At 61.3% G+C, this 24,778-nt stretch carries 21 protein-coding genes and 3 tRNA genes; 3 read left to right on the top strand and 21 right to left on the bottom strand.

Features of this window, described 5'->3' with window-relative positions; all coding sequences use genetic code 11:
• Positions 1-5 precede the first annotated feature (5 nt).
• From istA to JNK74_07320, 5 genes are all read right to left on the bottom strand, one after another.
• Positions 6-1,511: an IS21 family transposase gene (gene istA / locus JNK74_07340; GenBank protein MBL7645989.1), complete on the bottom strand. Its 1,506-nt coding sequence runs from the start codon at positions 1,509-1,511 to the stop codon at positions 6-8.
• Between the two features lie 102 nt (positions 1,512-1,613).
• A complete protein-coding gene (locus JNK74_07335; protein ID MBL7645988.1) occupies positions 1,614-2,447 on the bottom strand; it encodes a hypothetical protein in 834 nt (277 codons plus the stop codon).
• Positions 2,448-2,661: 214 nt separating this feature from the next.
• A complete protein-coding gene (locus tag JNK74_07330) occupies positions 2,662-4,140 on the bottom strand; it encodes a Do family serine endopeptidase (protein MBL7645987.1) in 1,479 nt (492 codons plus the stop codon).
• Positions 4,141-4,490: 350 nt separating this feature from the next.
• Positions 4,491-4,904 (bottom strand): hypothetical protein, encoded by a 414-nt coding sequence (locus tag JNK74_07325; GenBank protein MBL7645986.1) that lies wholly within the window; start codon positions 4,902-4,904, stop codon positions 4,491-4,493.
• Positions 4,905-4,967: 63 nt separating this feature from the next.
• A complete protein-coding gene (locus tag JNK74_07320; protein ID MBL7645985.1) occupies positions 4,968-5,387 on the bottom strand; it encodes a lecithin retinol acyltransferase family protein in 420 nt (139 codons plus the stop codon).
• 149 nt (positions 5,388-5,536) lie between these two features.
• On the opposite strand from JNK74_07320, the gene JNK74_07315 reads away from it, so the two are divergent.
• Positions 5,537-6,208, top strand: coding sequence for a hypothetical protein (locus JNK74_07315; GenBank protein ID MBL7645984.1), 672 nt, complete (start codon positions 5,537-5,539; stop codon positions 6,206-6,208).
• 80 nt (positions 6,209-6,288) lie between these two features.
• Here the strand turns inward: JNK74_07315 and JNK74_07310 are convergent, their stop codons facing one another.
• The 12 genes from JNK74_07310 to JNK74_07255 form a co-directional block, all read right to left on the bottom strand.
• Positions 6,289-6,906 carry a YihA family ribosome biogenesis GTP-binding protein gene (locus JNK74_07310; GenBank protein ID MBL7645983.1) on the bottom strand — a complete coding sequence of 206 codons (618 nt, stop codon included), beginning with the start codon at positions 6,904-6,906 and terminating at the stop codon, positions 6,289-6,291.
• 361 nt (positions 6,907-7,267) lie between these two features.
• The gene (lon, locus tag JNK74_07305; GenBank protein ID MBL7645982.1) at positions 7,268-9,571 is read right to left on the bottom strand and encodes an endopeptidase La; all 2,304 of its coding nucleotides are present in this window, start codon (positions 9,569-9,571) and stop codon (positions 7,268-7,270) included.
• 237 nt (positions 9,572-9,808) lie between these two features.
• The gene (clpX, locus tag JNK74_07300) at positions 9,809-11,092 is read right to left on the bottom strand and encodes an ATP-dependent Clp protease ATP-binding subunit ClpX (GenBank protein ID MBL7645981.1); all 1,284 of its coding nucleotides are present in this window, start codon (positions 11,090-11,092) and stop codon (positions 9,809-9,811) included.
• Positions 11,093-11,360: 268 nt separating this feature from the next.
• The gene (locus JNK74_07295; GenBank protein MBL7645980.1) at positions 11,361-11,951 is read right to left on the bottom strand and encodes an ATP-dependent Clp protease proteolytic subunit; all 591 of its coding nucleotides are present in this window, start codon (positions 11,949-11,951) and stop codon (positions 11,361-11,363) included.
• A 31-nt stretch (positions 11,952-11,982) separates the two neighbouring features.
• A complete protein-coding gene (tig, locus tag JNK74_07290; GenBank protein ID MBL7645979.1) occupies positions 11,983-13,386 on the bottom strand; it encodes a trigger factor in 1,404 nt (467 codons plus the stop codon).
• A 29-nt stretch (positions 13,387-13,415) separates the two neighbouring features.
• A tRNA-Leu gene (locus JNK74_07285) sits at positions 13,416-13,500 on the bottom strand.
• Positions 13,501-13,594: 94 nt separating this feature from the next.
• Positions 13,595-13,670, bottom strand: a tRNA-Lys gene (locus JNK74_07280).
• A 12-nt stretch (positions 13,671-13,682) separates the two neighbouring features.
• Positions 13,683-13,758 (bottom strand) — tRNA-Gly (locus tag JNK74_07275).
• 333 nt (positions 13,759-14,091) lie between these two features.
• Positions 14,092-14,697, bottom strand: a complete 606-nt coding sequence (locus tag JNK74_07270; protein MBL7645978.1) for a GNAT family N-acetyltransferase — start codon at positions 14,695-14,697, stop codon at positions 14,092-14,094.
• Positions 14,694-15,752, bottom strand: a complete 1,059-nt coding sequence (locus JNK74_07265; protein MBL7645977.1) for a glycosyltransferase — start codon at positions 15,750-15,752, stop codon at positions 14,694-14,696. The genes JNK74_07270 and JNK74_07265 overlap by 4 nt, the downstream gene beginning before the upstream one ends.
• Positions 15,753-15,774: 22 nt before the next feature.
• Entirely contained in the window at positions 15,775-16,740 is a 966-nt protein-coding gene (locus tag JNK74_07260; GenBank protein MBL7645976.1) for a methionyl-tRNA formyltransferase, read from the bottom strand.
• The gene (locus JNK74_07255) at positions 16,740-17,189 is read right to left on the bottom strand and encodes a D-tyrosyl-tRNA(Tyr) deacylase (GenBank protein MBL7645975.1); all 450 of its coding nucleotides are present in this window, start codon (positions 17,187-17,189) and stop codon (positions 16,740-16,742) included. The genes JNK74_07260 and JNK74_07255 overlap by 1 nt, the downstream gene beginning before the upstream one ends.
• A 127-nt stretch (positions 17,190-17,316) precedes the next feature.
• Between JNK74_07255 and JNK74_07250 the strand changes: the two genes are divergently transcribed.
• On the top strand, positions 17,317-18,843 hold the full coding sequence (locus JNK74_07250) for a hypothetical protein (GenBank protein MBL7645974.1): 1,527 nt from the start codon (positions 17,317-17,319) through the stop codon (positions 18,841-18,843).
• Between the two features lie 96 nt (positions 18,844-18,939).
• Positions 18,940-19,338 carry a hypothetical protein gene (locus JNK74_07245; GenBank protein MBL7645973.1) on the top strand — a complete coding sequence of 133 codons (399 nt, stop codon included), beginning with the start codon at positions 18,940-18,942 and terminating at the stop codon, positions 19,336-19,338.
• Between the two features lie 287 nt (positions 19,339-19,625).
• Here the strand turns inward: JNK74_07245 and JNK74_07240 are convergent, their stop codons facing one another.
• From JNK74_07240 to JNK74_07225, 4 genes are all read right to left on the bottom strand, one after another.
• Entirely contained in the window at positions 19,626-19,778 is a 153-nt protein-coding gene (locus tag JNK74_07240) for a type II toxin-antitoxin system HicB family antitoxin (GenBank protein ID MBL7645972.1), read from the bottom strand.
• A gap of 72 nt (positions 19,779-19,850) precedes the next feature.
• Positions 19,851-20,195, bottom strand: a complete 345-nt coding sequence (locus JNK74_07235) for an XRE family transcriptional regulator (GenBank protein MBL7645971.1) — start codon at positions 20,193-20,195, stop codon at positions 19,851-19,853.
• Positions 20,185-20,538: a hypothetical protein gene (locus tag JNK74_07230; GenBank protein ID MBL7645970.1), complete on the bottom strand. Its 354-nt coding sequence runs from the start codon at positions 20,536-20,538 to the stop codon at positions 20,185-20,187. The genes JNK74_07235 and JNK74_07230 overlap by 11 nt, the downstream gene beginning before the upstream one ends.
• A gap of 284 nt (positions 20,539-20,822) precedes the next feature.
• Positions 20,823-24,740, bottom strand: a complete 3,918-nt coding sequence (locus tag JNK74_07225; GenBank protein ID MBL7645969.1) for a glycoside hydrolase family 99-like domain-containing protein — start codon at positions 24,738-24,740, stop codon at positions 20,823-20,825.
• Between the last annotated feature and the right edge of the window lie 38 nt (positions 24,741-24,778).

Raw genomic sequence — 24,778 nt, 5'->3', positions numbered from 1 at the left:
TTGTGTTATTGGTAATAAGCCGCCTCGTGCTCGATGAGCGGCATGGGTGGCTCGAGTTGGGGCGGGGGCTCGCGGTCGAGTCCCTTCGCAGGGATGGGCTTGACGCTCTGGTAGGACGGTGATTGCAGGGCCGGGGCGCGGGCGCACGCGGCTTCGAGGGGCTCCGCGCCCAGTGTGTCGCCCAGGCGCTTGAGGCCCATGCTGGCGCGGAATCCCTGCTCGGGATGGGGGCGCGCGTCCATGATGGCCTGGGCCACCTCGGCGGTGGCGGGGCCAGCCTGCCCGACCCAGTGTTTGATGCGTTCGGGGGGCCATTCGGCGTGGGCCTGGTGGCCCTTGGGCATGTGCTCGCGGCATGTGCTGTGGCGATCCTTCTGGTGGGAGCGGAGGTGGCTGGCGACCCTGGTATTGTTGAGGAATATCTCCACATGGGTGGCGGTCATACGCACCTGAACCTCCCCCTTCACGAGCCAGTACGGCACACTGTAACAGTGGCCGTCGGCGCGGATGTGGTAGTCGAGGCTGACGCGGGCCTTGAGCCACTCCGCGTACTCGTGGCGGGTCCGGGGAAGGGGCTCTAGCGCGGGCGCGTCGAAGGCCTCGAACTGGCTCCGGCGCGAATCCTCCCGCTGCTGGAACGCGCGGATGTTATACACCAACAGTAACGGGGCGATAGCCGCGTTGAGTTCCGCCAGGCTGATGAAGGTCCGCTCCCGCAGCGCGGCCAGGACGCGTCGCTCCACGCCTAGGACGCTCGACTCCGCCTTGGCCTTGTCCCGAGGCTTGCGCACCAGCGCAGGCAGGATCGCCACGCCGTAGTGGACCGCCAGTTCCGTGTAGACCGGGGTGATCTCGGGGCCGTAGCGGTACGGGCGCGACACGGCGCTGCGCAGGTTGTCCGGCACCACCAGCGCCGGGCAGCCGCCGAAGAATTCAAGGGCGCGGACGTGGGAGGCGATGAAGTCGGGCAGGGTCTGGGTCCAGGTCGCCTCCGCGAAAGTGTAGCCGCTGACCTCCAGCGCCGCCACGAAGATCTGGGCCTGACGGACCTCGCCCGTCTCGCGGTCCGTGACCGGCATCGTCATGCCCGCATAATCCACGAACAGCTTTTCCCCCGCCTTGTGCTCCTGCCGCATCCACACCGGCAGCTTGCCCGCCCAGTCCCGGTATAGTTCGCAGAAGCGGCTGTACCCGTAGCCCGCCGGATGCAGCGCCCGGTACCCCTCCCACAACAGGTACAGCCTCACCCCCTTGCCCGTGAGCGAGTCATACACCTCCTGCCACACCGGCAGCGGGCGGTCGCCCTCGGCCGGTGCGGCGGGCGGAAACAGCAAGGCCTCCAGCGTATCGTCCGCCAACCCCTCCGGCAGCGGCCACGACAGCCCGGCGCGGGCCGCCCGCCGCACATACTCCAGCACGGCCGTCCGGCCCATCCCGCAACTAACCGCTACCGCGCGGGCGCTCAGCCGCCCGCCCAAACTCAACCGCAACACTTCTCGAATCTTGCGCATGGATATCCGCTCCGCGGGCATCGCAACCTCCTCGCTCTAAAAAGCCGAAAAGGAGCACGATTGTGCCCGATCAACGTTATCCCGCGCCGCCTGCGCTCCCCCTTAGAAAAGTGGCCGCCTTCCGTCGGAATCGCTGGCCGCCTTCGCTCGGAATGGATGGCCGCTTTGCGTCGGAACGAGTGGCCGCTTTCGCTCGGAATCGGTGGCCGCTTTGCGTCGGATTACGCAGCCGGCCATGGCGTTCTTGTACGAGGTCTTGGACTCTTCCTCCGAACCGCCTTTGGGGCGCTCTGCGGGGCGACCTCGCTTTTTGCCAGGCTCGTTGAGCAACACGTTCGCGCCGTCCATGCTGGCCACGAGCACGCGCACATTCTCAGGCGCCGACTCTTGTTCGCGTATGCGTTCGTCGACGGAATCGCGCATATCCGACACCCGTGCGTCAATACGCTCCAACGCCTCCAGGATCTGGGTGCGGTGCGGGTGGAACTGAGCACTCTTCTCCATCAGCTCGGCCACCTCCTGGGGCGTGACGTGGGCGCTGGCAAAAGCCACCGCCTCGCGTACTTCAGCCATCATGAATTCGCCAGACATGCCCCAAGCCGAATCCAATGGGACGTGGGACTGGTCCTTGGCATTCTGATAAAGCCTGCGCGCGAACCGCATCTTACCCCAGGGAGACAGCGCCTCGCGCTCGCTCAAAAACTTGAAACGGTACGAATCCTGGCCGACCCGAATCAGATCGTCGGTCTCGTCCTTGGCCTCGAGGAAAAGGCGGAGTGCCGCCTTTGAAGCCGCATTGGCAGCCTGGTGAAGCCCCGATACAATCAAAGCGGACGAAGCCGGTGACAATTCCAGCTCCGCGGCACCCGAGCAATATTCGAGCAAAAATTTCTTGTATTCGGCCATGGCAGCTACTAACATCTTCTCTACAAGCATTGTGGGTTCCTCGTTGGGTTGCGCTAACTTTTTGTGCAAATTAAGTATAGCCAATTCCAACCTGGAGCCCACAACTGTATTTATCTATCATTATTATCGGTAATAGCAGATCTGCACCCATACCTTTTCACTCGAAACTACAGACGATAAACCGGCCCGATCCCTGAGGATCGGGCCGGTTTCCTTACCTGAAGCCTGCAATCTTGCGCGCTACTTACGAGAGCTTCATCGCAACGTAGCGGGAATGGCCTTCCTGCTGGATGTTGAGCAGTACCGATCCGTCCTTCTTTCCCTTCTCCAGGGCTTCCTTGAACTCTTGGACGTTTTTTACGGGGATTCGATTTACCTCCGTGATGACCATGCCTCGGGCGAGGCCTTCGCGGGCGGCCTGAGAACCCGGCTCGACGGCGGAAATCACCACACCGCCGTCACCGGTGAAGCCCAGTTGGTTCGCAATGTTCTCGTCCAGGTTCTGGAGTTGTATGCCAAGGCGGGACGGGCTGCCCGCCGGGGCATTTCCGCTGCTGGCCACGCCATCAGAATCCAGTTGTCCGAGCGTCACGCTCTTCTCCATCCGTTCGCCATTTCGAAGAACTTCCAGTTTCAGTTCCTTGTTCGGGGCGGAGGTGGCCACGCGGCTGCGAAGCGCACCGGCATCCTTCACGACCTGGCCGTCGATACTGACGACGACGTCGTCCTTCTGCAGGCCGGCCTGTTCCGCGGGTGACCCCTCGGCGACTTCGGCTACGAGGGCGCCCTGGCCCGCTTCGATATCAAACCACTTGGACATTTCGGGCGAGATATTCTGAATGTGCACGCCCAGGTAACCGCGCTGGACCTTGCCGTCGTCTTTCAGATCGTCCACGACGCTCTTGACCATATTCACCGGAATGGCAAATCCGATACCGTTGCTGCCGCCGCTGCTGCTGAGGATGGCGGTGTTCATGCCGATGACTTCGCCATGAAGGTTAATCAGCGGGCCGCCGGAGTTGCCGGGGTTGATGGCGGCGTCCGTCTGGATAAAGTTCGCATAGTCCACGATGCCGACTTCACTCCGGCCCTGGGCGCTGACGATACCAGAGGTCACGGTGTGGTCGAGGCCGAAGGGGCTGCCCACGGCCAGCACCCACTCGCCCACGCGCACCTTGTCGGAGTCGCCGAGGGTAACGGTCGGAAGACCGGTGGCGTCCACTTTCAGAAGGGCCACTTCAGTCTGGGGATCGGTGCCCACGACGGTGGCGTCAAAGACACGACCGTCCTGCAGGGTGACTTTCAGTCCATCCGCTTCCGCAGCCACGTGATTGTTCGTGACGATGTAACCATCCGAGGTAATTATGAAACCCGATCCGGTGCCCACGGGCATGGGCATTTGGTCGCCCTGGGGCCCCTGGCGAAATCCAGGGATACCGCCGGGGCCGAAGAAGTGGCGGAAGGGACTGCCAGGGCCGTCGAAGCCCTCGCCGAACGCGGCGGGCGACGCCATCGTCTTGCTGATCTCGATGAACACGACGCCATTGGAGGTTTGCTCCGCGACCTGCACGTAGGTGTCGCTGAGGTTTTGCAGCGCGGCGATACCGGGGGTCGCATCGTTTCCCAGGGCCACGGGGGCATCGTAGAGTGAAAACAGACCGGCGGTGGCCACGGCGGCGCCGGCGAGGCCGAGGGTTGATTTGGTAAATTTAATTTTATTCATCACAGTGCTCCTTATCTACAACACAGTTGCTCTCATCAGCATCCGCCACAGGGCGGTTTGCCTTGCGCATTGCATAGTCCGTGCCAAATTGGAGATTCACGTGCGAAGGAGTTGATTTTAAAGGACTTAATGAGGGTTTGGGCCCAGGGCGCAACGGCGCTTCAGGGCGGGGTGACAGCCTGAAATGAAGCGGGGGTACCTCAGAACTGCCTTGGGGAATTGCAGAGCTTTACAAGACGCTCGGAACATGCCGCCGTATTGGCGCCGGCTTTGCCGGAGCGGGCATCCGAGACAAACGTGTTTCTTGCCCCCCCATTTTGAGGGGGCCGTGCGGCGGTGCGCGCCCCCCCCTACGCCCCGAATTCAGCCTCTATTTCGTCGAGAATGTCTTCGCCCTCCCATACCCAGCGAAGTCCCTCCACCACCCAGGCATCAAGGCGGTGCACGACCGAATCGGGGAAGCCCATCTGGCCGGCGATGGCGAGGATGGCGGCGTGCTCGCCCTGGCTGATGATGCCGTCCAGATGGGACATGCGAAGCAATTCCTGAAGGACGATGGCCCGGCTGACGGGGCTCGGAATCTGGGGGATGAGCTCGGCGGGCGTGAGGTTGCTGTTGATGGTGGAGAAATCAAGGTCGACCAGGGTGGCATAGTTCTCCAGAATCTCCTGTTCGACATCCTTCACGGTGCCGTCCGACTTTGCAATGTGAAGGAGCAGTTCCAGCATCACGCGTTGCTCGTCGGTGTTCAGTAGTTCGATCATAGAGTTCAATATCTCCCTTGGGTCAGTCGGTCGGTGTCCAGTGGCGTGGGCGCGTCCAGGAAATTATCGCGAGGTCGCCCTGCGCGCGGCGAGCACGGGCCACAGGAGCGCAAGCGAGGCGCCGGCGGTGGCCCCTGCGAGCCGCAGTGCGCGGCGCACCTGCCCGCTGTGTCGGCGGCCCGTCTTGCACCAGGTGGCGAAGTGTTCGCAATTATTGTGCAGGAGGGAATAGTCCTGCCGATGGAGGCCGTCTTCGGCGGCGGCGGCCACGTCATCCGGGGGGCGCACCGGCCCGCGATGGCGCACCACCGTGAGCCGCCCGCCCGCCAGGAAGGATTCAAGATCCGCACGGCAGACCCGGGCGTCGCCCCGCCGACAGGGTTCGCCGGAGAAATGGATGACGGTGCCGTCGCCCATGTCGATTCCGTGGTGGCTGTAAAGCCCGCCGTAACGACGCACCTTGATGTGATCCCCTCGTGCCATGTGTATACTCCTGCGTTGCCGCTTACGGTAGCATGGTTTGCCCCGATCAATCACTTTTTGACCAACCCTCCCCCTGGGGAGGCGCGACCGGGCACAGGCGCGGTATAATGGGGTGTCGTGCGATGTGCGCACGCTGGAAAGGTCAACGTATGCGCATCGAAGCGCCTTCCCAACACGCGAATGAGGTCGAGCATTGCGGCATGAGCGATCTGTGCATCCGCCCACTGGTCCGCCGGGCCTTCGGGCTGCTCTGGGACCACGCCCTGCTGTTGGTGAGTGCCCACATCATTCTGCTGTTGATCATGATTGCCGGCAACTACCTGCTGACGATCAGCGGCAACGTCCTCCTCGGGCCCTTCATCCTTGGCGCCTTCAAGATATCCCAGCGGATCGTGCGCAACGAAAATACGGAACTGGCGGACATCCTTTCGGGATTCGAGCACTTTCTGCCCGCCTTCCTCGCCAATATTCTGATCAATCTCATGGCGCTGATCGTAGTTCCCCTGGTTATTCCACCGCTGCTCATCTTTATGACCTATTCCGTGACCTATCTCTTTATCCTGGACGAGAATCTCGGCTTCTGGGGGGCGATGGAAAAGAGCCGCCTCCTGGTTTGGGCCAATTTCAAGCGTTGGGTTGTGCTGGGCCTGGTCATCATCGCGGTGAACATGGCGGGAGCCCTGTGCTTCGGGATAGGCCTGCTGGCGACCATTCCTTTCAGCTATCTGTTGACGACGCTGGCCTATGAAGAGGAGTTGATCGCCCGGAAGAAGCGGGAGGAATTGTCGCGTCTGGCGCCGATGCCCGGGGTCGTGGCGTGACAGGGATGTGACCGACTGGACCCGGGGCCGTGGCGCCGTTGGGTCGGATCGACCGTGCGCCGTCCACGCCCCCTGCCCCACTACGCCTCTTCATTTTCGATGACGCGTTCCGGGGTCTGAAGCTGATCTTCGATGACCTCCCAGAGATCCTTTACCCCTTCGCGATCTACGGAACTGAAAGGGAGCACGTGGTAGTCCTCCGGCAGGCCCAGGGTTTCCCGGATGAGGTTCAGGGACTTGTTGCGCTGGGAGCGCTTGAGCTTGTCCACTTTGGTGGCCACGACCAGGGTGGGCACCGAAGCCTCGTCAAGGATGTTGAGCATCTGGATGTCCAGGGGGCTCGGCTCATGGCGCGCGTCCACGAGGGAAATCACCATGCGGAGATTGGAGCGGGTCTGGAGATACTCCACCATGACTTTGTTCCAGGTATCCTTCATGGACTTGGGTACTTTGGCGAAGCCATAGCCGGGCAGATCGACGAAGTAGAACTTTTCGTTGATGTTGAAGAAGTTCAGGGTCTGGGTCTTGCCGGGGGTACCGCTGGTCTTGGCCAGGCCCTTGCGGTTGAGCAGGGTATTGAGCAGGCTCGACTTACCGACGTTGGAACGTCCCACGAAAGCGATCTCGGGAAGACGGTCTTTGGGGTAGTGGGCGGGGTCGAGAGCGCTGAGCACGAATCGTGATGAATTTACCTGCACTTGGACATACCTTTGTTACGCGGGGCGCCGCGATTGAATGATAGAATCCGGGTTAAATGCGAAGCAACGGTACCGTAAGGGAACCTCGGGTGCCACCTCAATCGAGCAACGCTCGTTTGGGTGCCTTGTGCGGCGGTACCCCTGGTGCTTTAAATTTAACTGGCGGGGGGCTGGTTTACGTCGGTGAACCCCATGAAAAAACGCCCTTAGATCGCGAGCCGGATCTAAGTTCACTTGTCCACAAGTAGTTTTCCCTCCCACATGACGCCCAAACGAGCGTTGCTCGATTGAGGTGGCACCCGGCGTGGTCCTCGATAACCTAAGTCCGTTCTAATTAGGTTGGTACCATCGCGGATCCGCGTCAGTCTCCAAACACCGTGGCGATCACTTCGTCCACCGACTCCACCATGACAAACTTGATCTCGTCCCGCACCTCTTTGGGCACATCGGGAAGATCCTTCTCGTTTTCGCGGGGCAGGATAATCGTACGAACACCCGAACGATGCGCGGCGAGCACTTTCTCCTTGATGCCGCCCACGGGCAGCACACGGCCGAGCAGCGTGATCTCACCCGTCATGGATAGGGCCGCTTTGGGCTTCTGCCCGGTGAGGGCGGAAACCATGGACACGATGAGGGCGGTACCGGCGGAGGGGCCGTCTTTGGGCACGGCGCCTTCGGCCACATGCACGTGGAGGTCCAGTTTCTTGTAGAAGTCGGCGGGCACTTTCAGGGCCTTGGCGTGGGCGCGGATGTAGGTGTAGGCCGCTTCGGCGGATTCCTTCATTACACTGCCCAGTTGACCGGTAAGGGTCAGTTTGCCCTTGCCTTCCATGGTGCTGGTTTCGATGTAAAGGATGTCGCCCCCCACCTGGGTCCAGGCCATGCCGATGGCAATGCCCGCCGCGGGCTCTTCCACGGCGCGCAGACCGCTGTAGACGGGCGGGCCAAGCAACTCCATCACCGTCTCCGCGTTGAGCAGAAAATCACCCTTGGCGGACTTGTCCACCACGCGGCGTGCGACTTTGCGGAGGGCGCGGGCGATCTGCCGCTCCAGTTCGCGTACGCCGGCCTCGCGGGTGTAACGCTGGATTACGGTGGTGATGCCGCTCTCGTCGAAACGCACCTTTTTCGGGTTCAGTCCGCAGTCGGTCATCATCCGCGGGACGAGAAAAAGTCGCGCGATCTCCTCCTTTTCCCGGAGGGTGTAGCCCGAGAGGTTCACGATTTCCATGCGGTCGTGGAGGGCGTGGGGAATATCGAACTCGCTGTTGGCCGTGGCAATAAAAAATACCTCGGACAGGTCAAAGCTCACCTCCAGATAGTGGTCGCTGAAGTCCTTGTTCTGCACGGGATCGAGGACCTCGAGAAGGGCGGACGCGGGGTCGCCGCGAAAATCCGTGTTGAGCTTGTCAATCTCGTCCAGCAGGAACAGCGGGTTCTTCACGCCGGCCTTCTTGACGCTCTGGATAATGCGGCCGGGCATGGCGCCGATGTAGGTGCGGCGGTGGCCCCGGATTTCGGCCTCGTCGCGAATGCCGCCCAGGGAAGCGCGGACAAATTTGCGCTTCATGGCGCGGGCGATGGATGCGCCGAGGGAGGTCTTACCCACGCCGGGAGGCCCCACGAGGCAGAGGATTGGGCCTTTGGTGGAGTTGCTGAGTTTGCGCACGGCGAGGTATTCGAGGATAAGGTCTTTCACCTTCTCCAGGCCGTAGTGATCTTCGTCGAGCACCTCCTGGGCGCGCGCGAGGTTCAGCGAATCGCGGGATCGCTTCGCCCAGGGCATGTCGCAGAGCCATTCGAGGTAGCTTCGGATCACGGCGCCTTCGGGACTCATCATGGGCATGCGCTCGTAGCGTGCGAACTCGCGTTCGGCCTTCGCCTTCACGTCCTTGGGCATTTTCGCCTTGGCGATCATGCCGCGAATCTCGGTGAAGTCGTCGCCGCCGTCTTCGCGATTGCCCAGCTCCTGATGGATGAGCTTGAGCTGCTCGTGGAGGTAGTGCTCGCGCTGGCCGCGCTCCATCTGGTCGCGGACGCGCTCGCGGACGCTGTGCTCCATGCGGATCATTTCATTCTCCCGCATGAGGAGTGACGTCATTTTTTCGAGGCGCGCCTCCAGATCGACGAGTTCGAGGAGGCCCTGGCGCTCCTCTACCCGCACGGGGAGATAGGCGCAAATGGTGTCGGCGGTGAGCTCGGGGTCGTCCATGCCCTGGATCGACATGAAGACTTCCGGGGCGATGCGCTGGGAGAGCTGGACGTAGTCTTCGAACTGGCCCACGACGGTACGCACGAGGGCGTCGACTTTGTCGGAGCGCTCACTACGGGATTCGAAGCTATGAACGTCCACCTCGGCGGCTTCGTCTTTACAAAAGTAGAAGGTACTTACCTTGCCGCGCCCCAGGCCCTCAACGACCACTTTCATCGTCCCGTCGGGCATGCGCAGGGACTGGAGGACCGTGGCGGCAACGCCGATGGAATACAGACTTTCCGCGCGGGGATTCTCCTCGCTCGGGTCTTGCTGGGTGCAAAGAAAGAGGGGCTGATTTCTCGAAAGGCTGCCTTCCACGGCCGCCAGCGAGGCGGGACGGCCCACCAGGAGGGGCACGACCATGCGCGGGAAGATGACCACATCCTTCAGGGGCAGGAGGGGCAATCGCATGGTCTCGTGTCGGGCGGTTTGTTTACGGGGTGGCATCTATGAGGTACTCCTGCGGGAGATGGGAAATCGTGTACGGGCGGGGCCGGCAACGGCACGCCCCCGGCGGGCAAGAAAGGTGCTGCGCCTGGTTCCGGTGATTTGGGGACAGTATAGCGCGGCACCCGCCGCACAGGCAAAAAGGCCGGATGCCCGGGCGGGCATCCGGCCCCTGATCGAAGTCCTTGGGGAGCGACGGCCTCAGGCCGACGCGGAATTGGTATCGGTGTCTTTATCCTTTACGACGGGCTTCTCGTGCTTATACACCAGGAGAGGCTCTTCGGCCTTGGTGATGACGCCGGGCGTTATCACACACTCGCGCACGTCTTCCCGGGAGGGAAGCTCGAACATAACGTTGAGCATGGCCTCTTCGAGGATGCTGCGCAGCCCGCGCGCGCCCGTGTCCCGCTTGATGGCGGAGGCGGCGATGGTGTCGATGGTCTCGTCCGGAAAGCGGAGGGCCACATTCTCCATTTCGAAGAGCTTCTGGTACTGGCGGACCAGGGCATTGTTGGGCTCTGTCAGAATGCGCACCAAATCCTCACGGGTCAGCTCGTTGAGGGAGGCCGTGATGGGCAGGCGCCCGCTGAACTCGGGGATCATGCCGTACTTGATGAGATCTTCCGGCTTCACCTGGGCCAACAGGGCCCCCAGGCCCAACTCCTTCTTGGAGCGGACCTCGGCATTGAAACCGATGACTTTCTGGCCGATGCGCTTCTGGATGATCGTTTCGAGACCGTTAAAGGCGCCGCCACAGAGGAAAAGAATGTTTTTCGTATGAACCTGGATGCACTCCTGCTGGGGATGCTTGCGTCCACCCTGAGGCGGCACGTTGGCCACGGTGCCTTCCAGAAGCTTCAGGAGGGCCTGCTGCACGCCTTCCCCGGACACATCGCGGGTGATGGAGGGGCTGTCCCCCTTGCGCGCCACCTTGTCTATTTCGTCGATGTAAACGATACCGGTCTCGGCCCGCGCCGCATCGAAATCGGCCGCCTGGAGCAGCTTGAGGATGACATTCTCGACGTCGTCGCCCACGTAGCCCGCTTCGGTGAGGGTCGTGGCGTCCACGACGGCAAAAGGCACATCAAGGAGACGCGCGAGGGACTCTGCGAGGAGGGTCTTGCCGCAACCGGAAGGGCCGATGAGCAGGACGTTCGATTTCTGGATCTCTACACCGTCTATTTCGCCGCCGGAAGAGATGCGTTTATAGTGGTTGTGCACGGCTACGGAGAGCACGCGCTTCGCGTGGTCCTGGCCGATGACATACTGGTCGAGGAAGGACTTGATTTCCTTTGGCGCCGGCACTTTCATGCTGCGCGAAGTCCCTTTGCGCGCCCGCTCTTCGGCGACAATCTCGCCACAGAGGTTCACGCACTCGTCGCAGATGTTTACATCGGGTCCTGCGATGAGCTTGTTGACCTCGTCATGGCGTTTGCCACAGAAGGAGCAAGTGGGGACATCACTTCGTGTACGTTGCGGTGCCATTCGACTCTCCTGCCATCATTACTTCCACAGGGGTAAAATTATCATTTTGTTTTGTGTCTGTCAAGAGATTACTGGCGGGTATCACCCGAAGTCATACACAGACTCAAAGGTATTGTGCCAATTGCCGGGGGCAGAGGTCAAGTCTGATTTTTGTCATTTTGTCAGAGCGCGCCCCGGACCTCGGGAAGAAAAGGCCCCCTAATCGTCTCGCGAGGCGATCAGGGGGCGTGATAGTTCAGTGTTGATTAAATTTTGGTGGGGCTTCGCCCTAGCGCGCCAGGATCTCGTCGATCAGGCCGTAGGCCTTGGCCTCTTCCGCGCCCATGAAGAAATCGCGGTCGCTGTCCTCGTGGATTCGATCTGAAGACTGCCCTGTATGCTTGACCAAAATCTCATCGAGCATTTCGCAGAGCCGCACGATTTCCTTGGCTTGGATTTCGATGTCCGAAGCCTGTCCCTGTACGCCGCCCATGACCTGATGCAGTAGGAAGCGGGAATAGGGCAGCGCAAAGCGTTTGCCCTTGGTGCCCGCCGCCATAAGCACGGCCGCCATGCTGGAGGCTTGCCCGAGACAAATGGTGCTGATGTCGGGCTTCACGAATTGCATGGTGTCGTAGATCGCGAGACCGGCGGTGACACTGCCACCGGGGGAATTCACATAGATGCTGATGTCCTTGTCCGGATCTTCCGATTCCAGAAAAAGGAGCTGGGCGATGACGTAATTGGCGACGTGATCGTCAATCGGGTAGCCCAGGAAAATGATGCGATCCTCCAGCAGGCGCGAATAGATATCATAGGCGCGCTCCCCCCGGCTCGTCTGCTGATAAATCGTGACGTTTTGGGGATTTACCGGGTTCATACCACCGAGACCGGCGAGGACCTGCATCGGATCAGGCATCGGCGCTATCCTTCTCCAGTTCTTCCCGGGTGACCTTCTTCTCGGTCACCTTCGCACTGTCCATGACGACGGCGACGGCTTTCTTGCGGTAGATGCGCTCTTCATAGTCGCTGCGCTTGTCTTCCTGGTCCAGGAAGCGCTTGGCGATGTCGAGCTCCATGCCGGTGCGGCTCACGATGGCTTCGGCTTCTTTCTCGAAGTCTTCGTCCAACACGGTGATGCTTTCCGCGCGGCCGATTTCGCCGACTACGACGTAACCTTTGATCTCGCGCAGGGCATGCTCTTCAGCCTGCTTGCGGAGTTCGGCGTCCTTTTCATCCAGTTCGGTCGTGGGGACGCGAAGGGAGATGAGGCGACGGACCTCCTGCTTGTAGTAGACATCCGCCGTGGAATCGACGAGCGACTTGGGGATTTCGAAGGTGCTGGACTCGACCACGGCCTGGATGGCGCGCTGCTCGGCAATCTCGCGGCCTTGATTGTCCGCGCCGGCCTGAAGGTCTTTCTTCACGGCTTCGCGCATGGCGTCAACGGAATCAAAGCCGGCGGTCTCGGCGAACTTCTCGTCGAGCTCGGGCATCGTGCGGCGCTTGATCTCGTTGATCTTGATGGTGAACTGGGCCGTCTTGCCCGCCACATCGGCGCCATGGTAGGTGTCGGGGAAGGCCACGTCGCAGGAAACTTCCGAGTCGCTCTTGGCGCCGCGGATGGCCTCTTCGAATTCCTTGAAGAAGCGACCGGAGCCGAGGATGTAGGGATAATTCTCGGCGGAACCACCGGCGAAGGCTTCGCCGTTGATGGTGCCGGTGAAATCGATAATGACCTGATCTTCATCGGCGGCAACGCCGTCGGCGATGGTCTCATAGGCGGCGTAGCGCTGGCGCATGCTCGTGATGGCCTCGTCCACTTCCGCGTCGCCGATGGCGAGTACGGGACGTTCAACGGCGATACCCTTGTAGTTGCCCAGCGTGACGCGCGGCGCTACCTCAAACTTCAGGGTGAAGTCGAGGGGGGCGTCGGCGGCAAGCTCGGCCAGGTTTTCGAGACCTTCCACATCGGGATAATCGATGGGACGGAGCTCTTCGCCCTTGATCAGCTTGCGGAAAGCGGCGCTGACAAGCTTTTCCGTGGCTTCGCCGCGGACGGCCTTGCCGTACTTGCGCTCAAGCAGCTTGCGGGGGGCTTTGCCGCGCCGGAAACCGGGCAGCTCCGCTTCGCCCTGGAGCTCTTCAAACATTTCCTGAGACTGCTTGAGGGTGTTGGCCGCGGGAATGACCACTTTGACTTCGTAGGCGCAATCGCCCTTGTAGGCGATGTCAAAGGTGGGATCCTCAACGAATTCAAATTCGCCGGGTTCCTGAGTGGCCACTGCTGAATCTTCGTATTCTTTTTCGCTCATCGTGATTATCTACCATGCATTGGAGTGGTTGGTGGGCGAGGCGGGACTTGAACCCGCACACCGCGAGGTACCAGAACCTAAATCTGGCGCGTCTGCCAATTCCGCCACTCGCCCGTCCGGGGGCAGGGCTACCATAGTACCAAAAAAAAAGCTGGCAAAACATGTTTTATTTGCCGGCTCAGATGTGTGTACTAAAGATTCGTTAAAATGGTGGGCCGTGAGGGGATCGAACCCCCGACCTTGTGATTAAGAGTCACCTGCTCTACCAACTGAGCTAACGGCCCGAAAAATAAAAATGGAGCGGGAGACGGGATTCGAACCCGCGACATCAACCTTGGCAAGGTTGCACTCTACCAACTGAGCTACTCCCGCCCGAAGTGGTGACAATAAAATAGCAAATGGACGGGGGCGATGTCAACTTAGGGACGAACTTTTTTCGTGTGGCGCGATAGCGACGTGCGTAGATGTGGGTGAACATGGGGTGCTTCGCAATCAAGGAATTTAAACCACGAATAGACACGAATCTGCACGAATACGAGGAAAGATTGACCACGGAGCTCACGGAGGCACGGAGAAGAAAGTGTTTCGGAGGACGAGCAACTGAGGTGGATGCTTTTTTTTTCGAGGCTCAGGTAGCTGGTACATACTCCGCGCCTCTGCGTACTCCGGGGTTAGATTGTTTTCTATTCGTGCCGCAGTCGCGCCTCAGAAACGCACGTCGAACCCCACGCAGAGATGGGGCTCCAGGGGGGGCTTGGTGATGACGTCGTACTTCTCCCGCACAAGGGGCCACTCTTCGGGCACACAGGCGCCGTATAGATATTCCACACCGACGCAGTCTTTCATCAACTCGTCCTGAATCGCCTGGGGCGGTTTGAAGCGGAAGCGATAGTGCCTGCTGATTTCCTTCAGTCCAAGCCGCCTGTAGTAGCGTTGCGCGCGCCGATCCTGACTCCAGTACTCCAGGCGATTGAAACCGAGCCGCCTGGCGTCCGCCGCGGCGGCGTCCATCAACTGCTTGCCGAGTCCCGCGCCACCGTATTCGGGAAGACGTCCAAACTCCAGCACATAACCGCCGCGCGAATCTTTCTGAAAGCAGAGTTCGCCGGGCTCGTTCTCGTACTGCACATCGATCAACCCAATGATGCGGTCGCCGTCCACGGCAACGAGGCGGGTGGACACGTAGCCCGTGTAATCCGGACGCTCCTGAATGCAGTAGTTCCACGCGTGGGAGATGCTCATGATGATGGCGTGAACCTTCAACCATTCGCTTTCGTCTTCCGGCAGGTATTCCCGCACCGTAATACTCATGGATCATCCTCCGCTTTCGTCGACCCGAGAACATCGCGGGCCTCCTCTTCCCTGCCGAGGGCCCGGCCAACGTCCAGGAGATTTTCCCTCGCTTCGGAAAATTCCGGATCGAGGCGCAGGGCCGCCTTGAGGCGTTCGAAGGCATCTTCGCCCGCGCCGGCCTGCCACAGGGCCACGGCGAGATCGTTGTGGCTTCGGGCCAGTTGGGGCGCGAGCAGGAGCGCGTCGCGGTAACCCCGGATGGCCCCGACCAGATCGCCCTGCGCCAGGGCCTCGCCCGCCTTGCGGTTGAGCTGGAGTGCTTCGCGGTATTCATCGAGCCGGTCTTCGGGCTTCAGGTTCCATTTGGCGCCGAAGCGCGCGGCGTTTTCTTCCAGCAGGGCATCCCATCGTCCTTCGACCAGGCCCAGGGCGTGAAAAGTCCGGTTGCCATAGTGAAAGACGAAACTGGCCTCGTCCACGCAGAGGCGGTAGCCCGCGCGCAGGACGCGGACACAGTAGTCATCGTCTTCGAAATTGCCCAGGCCGAAGGCTTCGTCCATGAGCCCGACTTCCGCCACAACCCGATCGCGGATGAGCATGCAGAATCCCACGAGGCGTGCCACGTCGCGAAGACGGCCCCCATGCTGTGCGCGCCGCTCCTCGGCATAGGCGTTGATGTCGTCAAGGCTTTCGAAGCGCAACTCGGGAATCAGTTGGCTCCCGGAGACGTAATTGCTCATGGGCCCGACCACGCCGATGTCCGGGGCGCTCTCCAGCGCGGCGCAGAGGCCGGTGAGCCAGCCCCTGGGGACGAGGGTGTCGTTGTTCAACAGTAGGACATGGCCCTCGGCCACGCGGAGGCCCAGGTTGACACCGGCGGCGAAACCGAGGTTCGTTTCGGAGCGAATGGGCACGGCGCCGGGAACCGCGCAGAAGAATTCGTAGACCGCTTCGGTGGAGCCATTGTCGACCAGAATCAGTCGATATTCTCCCTCGGTATTTTCCAGAATACTGGCGATGCACTGGCGTGTGTAGCCAAGCTGGTTGAACGCGGGAATGATGATGGAGATCATGGTGGGGCGGTTCCTGCGCGCATTATGGCGCGCCCGGCGCGCCGGAGGGTAGCATCTCTTCCACGTCGGGCCGGCTGCCGAAGGCGGGCCAGATCCAGGGTATGGGCTTCTGGCGGAAGGTCACCCGCAGGATAATGACACCGCTCCCCGTGGCGATCTTGACCAGAGGATGGTTGACCAGCACCGTGCCGGGCGCGGCATTCACCGGCCGCGGATCGAAGGTCACTTTGTGCACCAGGATGACGTGTTTTCGCCACCGGAAGCGCACATAAGGCTGGGGGGACATGCCGCGCACGAGTCGCTCGATGTTTTCGGCCGTGTCGGACCAGTCAATCCAGGAATCGGCGACTTGAGCGCGTTTCTCGTAAGTAGCCGCTTCGGTGGACTGGGGACGGCGCAGGCCATCCCCCACTTCGAGGCTGTTGACGAGTCCTTCCACTTTCTTTCCAGCAAGCTCACAGGCATCGCGATAGAGACCCAGCATGGTCGATTCCTCGTTTAAGGCGATCTTGTGCTGGGCAATGATGTCGCCCGTGTCGATGTCTTCGTCCATCCAGTGAAAAGTTACGCCCGTTTCCGCGTCACCCGCGAGAATGGCGGCGGAGAAGGGATTCGGTCCACGGTGCCGGGGCAGCAGAGAGGAGTGGGTATTTACACATCCGAGCCGGGGCACATCCAGAAGGGGCTTCTTGAGGATGATGCTGAATCCGCCCACGAGGATGAGGTCCAACTTGAGCGCTTTGAGCGGCGCGACTTCTTCCTCGGTCATCTTGTCGATGTAGTAGATGGGAAGATCATACTTGATGGCCTGACCGCCGAGGCTGTATTCGCCGCGAAACCAGCGGGCAAGCCGGGGCTCCAGCCAGCGCTTGATTCCCTTGGTGTGGCGACCATCAAGAATAACCGCGACCACCTCGTGCTTCGAATCGAGCAGGGGCAGGAGCATCTTCACACTCAAGCTTCCGCTGCCGACGATAGCGATACGCATCAGAAAGCCTTTCCCGAATCGAGGAGCAGGGTCACCGGGCCGTCGTTGAGCAACTCCACCGCCATGTGGGCGCCAAAGATGCCGTTGGCCACCTCCACGCCTTTTTCTCGCAGCAGGCTTCCGACGCGCTCGTAGAGCGGAATGGCCTGCTCGGGTCGGGCCGCCGCGATGAAGGAGGGCCGGCGCCCCTTACGACAGTCGCCGTGGAGCGTGAACTGGGACACGAGGAGCACGGCGCCGCCCACATCCTCCAGGGATCGATTGAACTTGCCGTCGTCGTCGTTGAAGATACGCAGACCGAAAATCTTGTCGGCGAGGTAGTCGGCGTCGCTGTTCCCGTCGCTCACGTCCACCCCCAGCAGCACCAGCAGGCCATGGCCAATGGCGCCGACAATTTCTTCATCCACACGCACCGACGCATGGCGCACACGCTGAACCACTGCTCGCAAAACGACGTCTCCTTCTCTCTTCCCGGGAGTCTATCAGGGGCACATGGGGGATGCAACGTCCGCGCGGCGGGGTCGGCCTTCCCATCCCGCGCGACGCGGCGCTATACTCCGTGGCAAGGAGAATCGCATGTACCCAAGATCCACACTGATCCCGCTGGCCGTGGTGTCAGCTTTGATGCTGTCTTTCCCGGTTATCGCCGAGGAGACCGGTCCTTCGCCCATTCACGTCGGCAGCGAGAAGCAGCTTTTTATAGACACACTTTTCTTCGAGAGCGCCTCGGGCGTCCGCCTTCAGGTGAACCCCGCCACGAAGACTGGGGAGCAGAATGTGGTGCGCGATCAGCCCTGGGAGAGCGCCACGTTGAACTGGTTCTCCGTGATGGAAGACCGGGGCGGCACACTCTCGACTCCGGACCAGCCCCGGGCGCGTTATCGCATGTGGTATGAGGCCTATGACATCGAAGGCTGGCCCAATCTGGACGATACTTCCTTTTGCTACGCCGAGTCGACGGATGGCATTCACTGGACCAAGCCGGCGCTGGACCTCTTCAGCTATCAGGGCAGTACGAAGAACAACATCCTCTTTCGCCAGATCGGCCCCGAGGGCGCCCGGTCGCGCGTCCACGGCAGCCACGTTTTCAAAGACCCCGCCGCACCACCGGAACAGCGCTACAAGGCGGTGTCGCAAGGTATCTTCGAGGTGCTGGGCACCCCGCCCTATCGCGTGGCCGCCATGTATTCGGCCGATGGGTTCACATGGACCCGTTACCCCGATCCCATTTGCGATATCTTCGGCGACAGCCAGTATTCCGCCGTGTGGGATGAGGGAGCAACCGAGTATGTGCTCTTTGGCCGCGTCAGCGGGCGGGGACGGGCCCTGGGACGATCCACCAGCAAGGATCTGTCTTTCTTTGAACCGCTCCAACTGGTGCTTCAGACCGACGAGAAGGATCCGCCGGAAAGCGACCTCTACAATCCGGCGACACTTAAATATCCCCATGCGGCCCGGGCCTGGTTCATGTTCCCCAGTCTCTTCAACCACCAGACGCAGACCCTCGACATCCGCATGGCCACGAGCCGGGATGGCATCGCCTGGACCTGGCCGGAACAGTCGAAGTCCTATATTCCGCTGGGGCCGGAAGGCAGCTTCGACGCCGGCTCACTCTATATGGGGCAGGGACTCCTTCGCGTTGGAGATACCCTCTACCAGTACTATGGCGGCTCCCCCCTGAACCATGAAGAGGGCGAACTGGAAGCCCTCGTGTTGCCCGGCAACAGCCGCGTCATGAGCCGCGTCACCACACGACTGGACGGCTTCGTCTCCGTTGAGGCGGAGACGGGCGGTGGCGCCTTCACCACGCCTCCCCTGCTCTTTCAGGGCAACCTGCTGAAGCTGAACGTCCACGTCCGCGAGGGCGGGTACCTCCGTGTGGGCCTTCTCGACGAGAAGGACGAGGCGATACCCGGACGCACCACGGCGGATTGCGAGGCGATTGCGGGCGACCAGATCGACGCGCTGGTGCTGTGGAAGGATGGCGGCGATGTGACCGCGCGAGCGGGAAAGCCCACGCGGCTGCGGATCGAAATGGACCAGGCCAGCCTCTACGCCTTCCGCTTCACCGTGGGCAACGCGGGGAAAGCGCGGGACCACTGACAGGCTGAATCAGCGACCGCAGCGCTCCTTGAATTCGCCCCACACTACCCCCGTGTGCTAGGGTTACGGTGTTTAACCCACTAGAGAGCGCATCCCATGGTATCTGCAGAGTTGTACATTGACGGGGCATGGCCCGATTTCGCGGGCAAGACCTTGGAGCGCCTCATCGCGCAGGAGGCCTGGTTCGCGGGGGAGCTGGACGACGAGGCCAATGTGGTGTGGCTTTGCGTCGATGGTGCCTGGCACAAACTCTACTTCGACGACGATATCATCTTCTGGCGCACGGCCAAGGAAGGCCCTTCGCCCAATGGCGCGGACGGCCAGGCCTTTCCCTTGAACGATCTCGGCGAAAAGCACGCTCTGGCGGGGCAATCGCTGACCGGGTGCAATGGCGACGCCATCCAACCGGGGTCCGCAGTCTCCCTCGCCTTCACCAACGGCAAGACAATCACCTTCCGCAACCGCTACGACACCACGACGATCCAGGTGGGATAGTCCCGCAGGGACTGACGCGGACCCGCGATGACGTTCGGGAGATTTTCTCTGATTATTCACAGCGATTCACAACGAGCAAGGTTTCTGTGGCGTCCGTGGCTGTCCCGTCGTTCGTGGGATGAACTGAAATCTACACGGGCCCGCTTCCGGGGAACGCGTCGCGGAATACGTTGACGTCGGCAAGCCAAATGCACCTCCCTGACGACGTGATCAGAAATGTTTAACCACAAAGAACACAAAGGGCACAAAGAGAAGTTTCCCCTTTGTGCCCTTTGCGTTCTCTGTGGTTAATCCTCCAGCGATTCAAGGTACAACTCGGCCGCCTCGTGGATGTGCTCCAACGCCTCCGCATACGTATCCCCCTGGGTGTGGCAGCCCGGCAGATCGGGACAATGAGCGAAGTATCCGTGCTCGTCGTGCTCTATTGCGAAACGAAGCAAGGTGTCGCCTCATCTTTCATTGTCGCCCAGCCGCAACCGTATGAGACCTTCGCCACTTTCCATGATTCACCCTCACGCACGCACACCGGTTATCTCGGCGACCGCCCTCCCTTTGGGTTTGGCCTTCATCTTCACTTGCACGTCCACATCCAGCCGATTCAGGTAAGTAAAAAGTCGGTCCAGCGTGTAGCCCTTCAGACGACCACATACGATGTTGCTGACCTTCACGGCGGGAATCCCCATCAGCGCCCCAGCTTCGCGCTGGGAGATACCCTTCCGCTCAATGGCCTGCTCGATGGCAATGGAGATATCGGCCTTGAGCAGCGCCAGTTCTGGATTCGGAACCCCGAGGTCCGCGAACACATTGCCGCTGCTTTTTACCCATTTCTCGCTGTCTTTGGCGCGCTCAAATCTCATCAATCACTTCCATGTCGTTGGCACTTGGCTGGTTCGCTTGAGCCGCTGCGAATCGCACTGAATCGCCCAACTTCAGATTCCAGAAGTTCTTTTCTTCAAAGAATAGTTCGAGATGCCCATTCTCTTTCTGACGCAGGAGGTCGAAGTCATGGCGTTCGGGCTCGGATTTATCCCGAAAACACAGCAGAGTAAGCGAGGACACAAAATGACTCAAATCTACTTTCTTCACCGCCGGTGACAAGCCGACAAACCAACCCGGCGGCATCGTTTCAACTACGATTCCACCGTAGGCCCAGTCAGCGTCTTGCCGACGGATTTCACTTGCGGTGAACTCCGTTTCCAATAAGACTCTACGCGCCGCTACCATAGCTTCTCACTATCTTCACGAAACAGGTGTTCGGACCGCACCCCACGCTGCTGGAGTCAACTTACCACCACACTCTACGTGAAGAATAGATCTCTTGTCGAACTCTTTTCTGCGAGTCGCCCACCTCGGTCACCTTGCGGAATACGTCAGCGTTTGCAAGCACAATTCACCTCCCTTACGACGGGACAGCCACGCCCCTCCTGGATTACTGTTCGGCAACAAGATACTTGAGAACACAGCGTGAACTGACACATCGTGGTTTACTGGGGCGCGTCAGTCCCTGTGGACGCCGCCATGGTTTCCGCCCCCGCCGCCCAGGCGCGCAGCTCGAGGATCGCTTTCCCCAGCGCGCCCGCCGCACCCCGGTAAGTTCCCGAGCCCGCGGCTTTGTTGTCGAGGGTGTACCACTCGTGAAAGTCATTGTTGGCCAGGACTCGCTCGACCATGGGGAGCATTTCTTCGTAGGCTTCGACTGGATAGCCGTTGGCGATCAGGCCGGAGAGTGTGCGGCCGCCGAACCAGGTCCAGTCGCCACCGTTCTGGTAGGAGTAGGTCTTGGCCATGACGGGATTCTTGAAGAAGCCCTCGGGATAGGATGGGTAGAGCGTGAGGCCGATGCTCGCCGCGCCCGCCGCTTTCACATTGGCCCGCATGCGCGCCAGGGCCTCACCGACTTGCGCGCGGGTGAGCAGGCCCGCCTCAATGGCGACGGACGTGCCGCCGTGGTAATAAATCGCGGCCTCGTCGAAGTCCGCCGGGAAGGGCGATCCCTTCAGATACACATGGGGACGGAACTGCTTGCGGTCGCCGTCCCACAGGTGTTTCATGGTGTTCGCCTTCAGTTCATCGCGGAAGGCGCTGTATTTCTGCTTCGTGGCACCGTCGAGTTCGGCGGTGGTCAGCAGGTCGTTCAACGCGGAAATGAGCAGGGCGTTGTCGTAAATATCGAGGGCGGGATGGCTGTTTTCATCGAGCACGACGCCCCATTCGTGCTCCGGTTGCACGTCGCCCCAGTCGGCGGTGGTGCCGCCCCAGAGCAGGCCGTAGTCCGGCGCGAATCGCTTCGTGTGGAGAAAATCGACGGCGCGCAGGAGGCGCTCCGTCACGGTCTGGCCATTGACCACTTCCGCCAGCAGGCTCCGGTCGCCGGTTAGGCGGACATAACGACAGACTGCCAGGATCAGCGAGGACTCCTGATCGGTCTCTACGGTATTTTTGTGGCCGAGGTAGTCGGGCTGGCTGGGCGACTTAATAAAGTCGTAGCCCACGCTGGCTTTCTGCGCGGCGATGTAGCCATCGATGATATTGCCGTCTTCGCCCTGGAAGTGGAAGAAACGCAGGAGGGCGTCGCGCAGCTCGGTGTGGGGCACCACTTCCGTGGCGAGTTCGATGAAAGTGTTCAGATCGCGGATCCACACTTCGCCGTAGCCCTCGCCCGCCGTGAGGCCGGTCTTCAGCAGGGCCCGGGCCTTTTCCAAGACCTGGTCCAGGCGCTGGTCCTCGAGGATCTGGCGTGCAACGGCCTTTTCGGCTTCGGTGACCGTCGGAATCAGCGCAAACTCCTCCACGGTGATGGTGGCACCCGTCGCATTGCACGGGTCAAAGCGGAAACTGGTAATCTCGCCACGCCAGCGCGGGTGTTCGGAGAGATTGACGATGTATTCGTTCATGCCCGCCTTCAAGGGCCAACGCACCGCAGCGGCCTCGCCCATGGCCTGGCCGCCGCGCGACCAGAAGAGCTGGGCCGCGCCCTGCGCCGCGTCCTCGCCTTTCACCTCCATGCGGATACGGATCGCGCTGAAATCGCGCGCGGGGATGTCCTGCAGGGGAATGACAAAGGCCGGATCGCGGCTGGTGCTGGTGGCCTGGAGCGCGCCGTTGGCGACGCTCAGATCGCCCAGGCCCATCATGCGTTCCCAGCCCTCGGCGCCTTCGTCGAAGGTCCATTGGCTTCGGATCGCCTGCTCGGGAAAGTCGTACGGCCCGAGGCCGATATCCGCCGGGCCAATATTTGCCGGCCAGCTTGCGGGATCACCCTCGCCGAAGACTTCGCGGATGGCCTCCAGCATTTTGAAGCCGTATTCCGTTGCGGGCTCGATGTAGCTGCCCTCACCCCATTCGTTCACGGGCCCCAGAACGATCAGGGGCGTCTGGGCGGAGGCGGCGAAGGTCTTCGCCTCCTGCAGGAGCTGCTTGAAGAGCGCGGGCGCGCGCCCGGAGATGACCTGGGCTTCGTTGCCGTGCCAGGGGCGCGCATCCCAGCCCGTGTCCACCACAGGGTAGAATTCCAGCGGGCCGCGCGCGTCGTTTTTCTTGCGCCAGGCTTCGGGGGCGGTGGCCACGAGATCCTCATAGGTCATGCGCTTCGGATTCTCCGCGAGGCCCGGCGCATTGCCCCACTCGTGGTAGGTGGTGATGCCGTGGTAGCCCTCCGTACCGAGCGTGGCCTCGTTGCCGTCGCCGTGGAGCGCGGCAATGTGAATCCCTTCAAAGCCCGCGGCTTTTGCGGCTTCCTGCGACTTTGCGAAGGCCGCCGCGACGGCATCGCTGCCGCCGAGATCTTCGCGGATCGCGCGGTTGTCCCAGATGAACACGGCCGGCTTGCCGTTCATGCGGTAGTAGCTGTCCATGGGGAAATATTCGGCGATCCAGTGGTCGGTCACGGCGGCCCAGTCCTCCGCGGAGTGGGTGCCGGGCCCGTTGTGATTCGCCCACATGAGGGCTATCTTCAACTGGTCGCGGTAGCGCGATTTGTTGTAGGCCTCCAGCCAGTGGCGCAGGTGCTGGCTGCCCTGGACCCAATACCAATCCACGAGAAACACTGAAATGCCATTCTCCACGGCCCATTTGATCTGCCAGTCCACGATTTCGGGATTGGCCTCGTCGTACCAGCCGAGGAGGGGCTTGCGCACAGGCGCCACGCGCTGAATGGGGTCCCACTTTGCGGGACTGTCCCATCCGGGAAAGTAATAAGCCGCGATGGGCACGGTGGTCTTCACCGGCTTCGGCTCGGGCACGTAATCGGCCTTCGGCACATCAAGTGGGTTGGTGAATTCGATGGTGGCCTCCGCCTGAAGGGGTTCGGGCGCGCCTTCGAGGGACAGCTTCAGCGAAACGTCGCCGGGCACATCCGAAACGACGTCCCACGCGAGGCGGCCCAGCCCCTCGAAGTCGATGTCGGTCGCTTCGGGAACGACGGGCGTGATGGCGAGGCCGTCGGGGCCTTCGAGACGGCCTGTGACGCGCGCCAGCGCCGCGCCGCCGCGGTTGCTGAACTGGGCAATGACCCGCGCGGGCTTGCCGACGCGGTTCGCGCCTTCCTGGGCGCCGAAGTAGATGAAGTTCAGATCGGCGGGTCCCGATGGCGTGTCGCCGAGTTGCAGGTTGGACGCGATAGCGCCGTCGGGCAATTCCAGACCCAGGGCGACCACGTCACGCCAGCCGGGTACGCCATGCAACTCCAGATTAACGGTGCGCGCGCCGGATTGAACGGGAAATTCCTGGCGGAACAAACCGGGGCGGGTCGCAGTGCCCCAGAGCAGCGCGCCGGTGCCTTCGGCCTCGGACTTCAAATCGACGCTGGCCCAGCCAAGCTCTTCGGTGTCCAGCTTCAGCGGCGACGACCAACGGGATTGACCTTCACCCGGCGCGAACCAGTCGGCGAGTTCTTCATCGCTCCACCGGGCTTGTGTTGACGGAGCCTTCCCTTCGGACCAGTCCACGATGGTGATGGCGTCGATGTCGAATTCCGCATCGCCATAGACGTCGAGACGCATCTTGCGTATCACTCCGGCGCTCTGCCAGAAGGGTTGAATGACGATGTCGTGCCATTCTCCATCACCGGGCACCTGAAAGCGCCCTTTGCGATCTTCCGAAAGGCCCTCATAAGGTCCGGAGGTGTCGCCGGTCCAGAAAAGGTCACCCTGGCCCGCGGCGGTCGCGCGCATGCGAATAACCACCGCCTGCCACGCCGTGGTGGGGATCTCGATGCCGTCGCAGGAGAAGAAGGGGTCCCACTCGATTGCACGGGCATGGAGCGCGCCATCGCGAAGGGCCACATCGGTCAGGTGCGCGTTGGGGCGCCAAGCGGCGAGATCGGTGTCACTGTCAAAATTCCAGGTGTGGACGGTCTGCGGCGCTGCGGCGAGGATGAAGGTGAGAGCGATGAGGGTATTCATGGGGCGGGCCTCCTGGCCGGGATACTATGTTGGATTAT

The sequence above is a fragment of the Candidatus Hydrogenedentota bacterium genome, from assembly GCA_016791475.1.
Lineage (GTDB): Bacteria > Hydrogenedentota > Hydrogenedentia > Hydrogenedentales > JAEUWI01 > JAEUWI01.
The sequence above is the reverse complement of the archived record's forward strand: the minus strand, read 5'-3'. Positions and strand labels throughout refer to the sequence as shown.

Coding starts and splice junctions, on each gene's coding strand:
- istA (MBL7645989.1), bottom strand. CDS start 1,511: ATGCGCAAGATTCGAGAAGTGTTGCGGTTGAGTTTGGGCGGGCGGCTG.
- JNK74_07335 (MBL7645988.1), bottom strand. CDS start 2,447: ATGCTTGTAGAGAAGATGTTAGTAGCTGCCATGGCCGAATACAAGAAA.
- JNK74_07330 (MBL7645987.1), bottom strand. CDS start 4,140: ATGAATAAAATTAAATTTACCAAATCAACCCTCGGCCTCGCCGGCGCC.
- JNK74_07325 (MBL7645986.1), bottom strand. CDS start 4,904: ATGATCGAACTACTGAACACCGACGAGCAACGCGTGATGCTGGAACTG.
- JNK74_07320 (MBL7645985.1), bottom strand. CDS start 5,387: ATGGCACGAGGGGATCACATCAAGGTGCGTCGTTACGGCGGGCTTTAC.
- JNK74_07315 (MBL7645984.1), top strand. CDS start 5,537: ATGCGCATCGAAGCGCCTTCCCAACACGCGAATGAGGTCGAGCATTGC.
- lon (MBL7645982.1), bottom strand. CDS start 9,571: ATGCGATTGCCCCTCCTGCCCCTGAAGGATGTGGTCATCTTCCCGCGC.
- clpX (MBL7645981.1), bottom strand. CDS start 11,092: ATGGCACCGCAACGTACACGAAGTGATGTCCCCACTTGCTCCTTCTGT.
- JNK74_07295 (MBL7645980.1), bottom strand. CDS start 11,951: ATGAACCCGGTAAATCCCCAAAACGTCACGATTTATCAGCAGACGAGC.
- tig (MBL7645979.1), bottom strand. CDS start 13,386: ATGAGCGAAAAAGAATACGAAGATTCAGCAGTGGCCACTCAGGAACCC.
- JNK74_07270 (MBL7645978.1), bottom strand. CDS start 14,697: ATGAGTATTACGGTGCGGGAATACCTGCCGGAAGACGAAAGCGAATGG.
- JNK74_07265 (MBL7645977.1), bottom strand. CDS start 15,752: ATGATCTCCATCATCATTCCCGCGTTCAACCAGCTTGGCTACACACGC.
- JNK74_07260 (MBL7645976.1), bottom strand. CDS start 16,740: ATGCGTATCGCTATCGTCGGCAGCGGAAGCTTGAGTGTGAAGATGCTC.
- JNK74_07250 (MBL7645974.1), top strand. CDS start 17,317: ATGTACCCAAGATCCACACTGATCCCGCTGGCCGTGGTGTCAGCTTTG.
- JNK74_07245 (MBL7645973.1), top strand. CDS start 18,940: ATGGTATCTGCAGAGTTGTACATTGACGGGGCATGGCCCGATTTCGCG.
- JNK74_07235 (MBL7645971.1), bottom strand. CDS start 20,195: ATGAGATTTGAGCGCGCCAAAGACAGCGAGAAATGGGTAAAAAGCAGC.
- JNK74_07225 (MBL7645969.1), bottom strand. CDS start 24,740: ATGAATACCCTCATCGCTCTCACCTTCATCCTCGCCGCAGCGCCGCAG.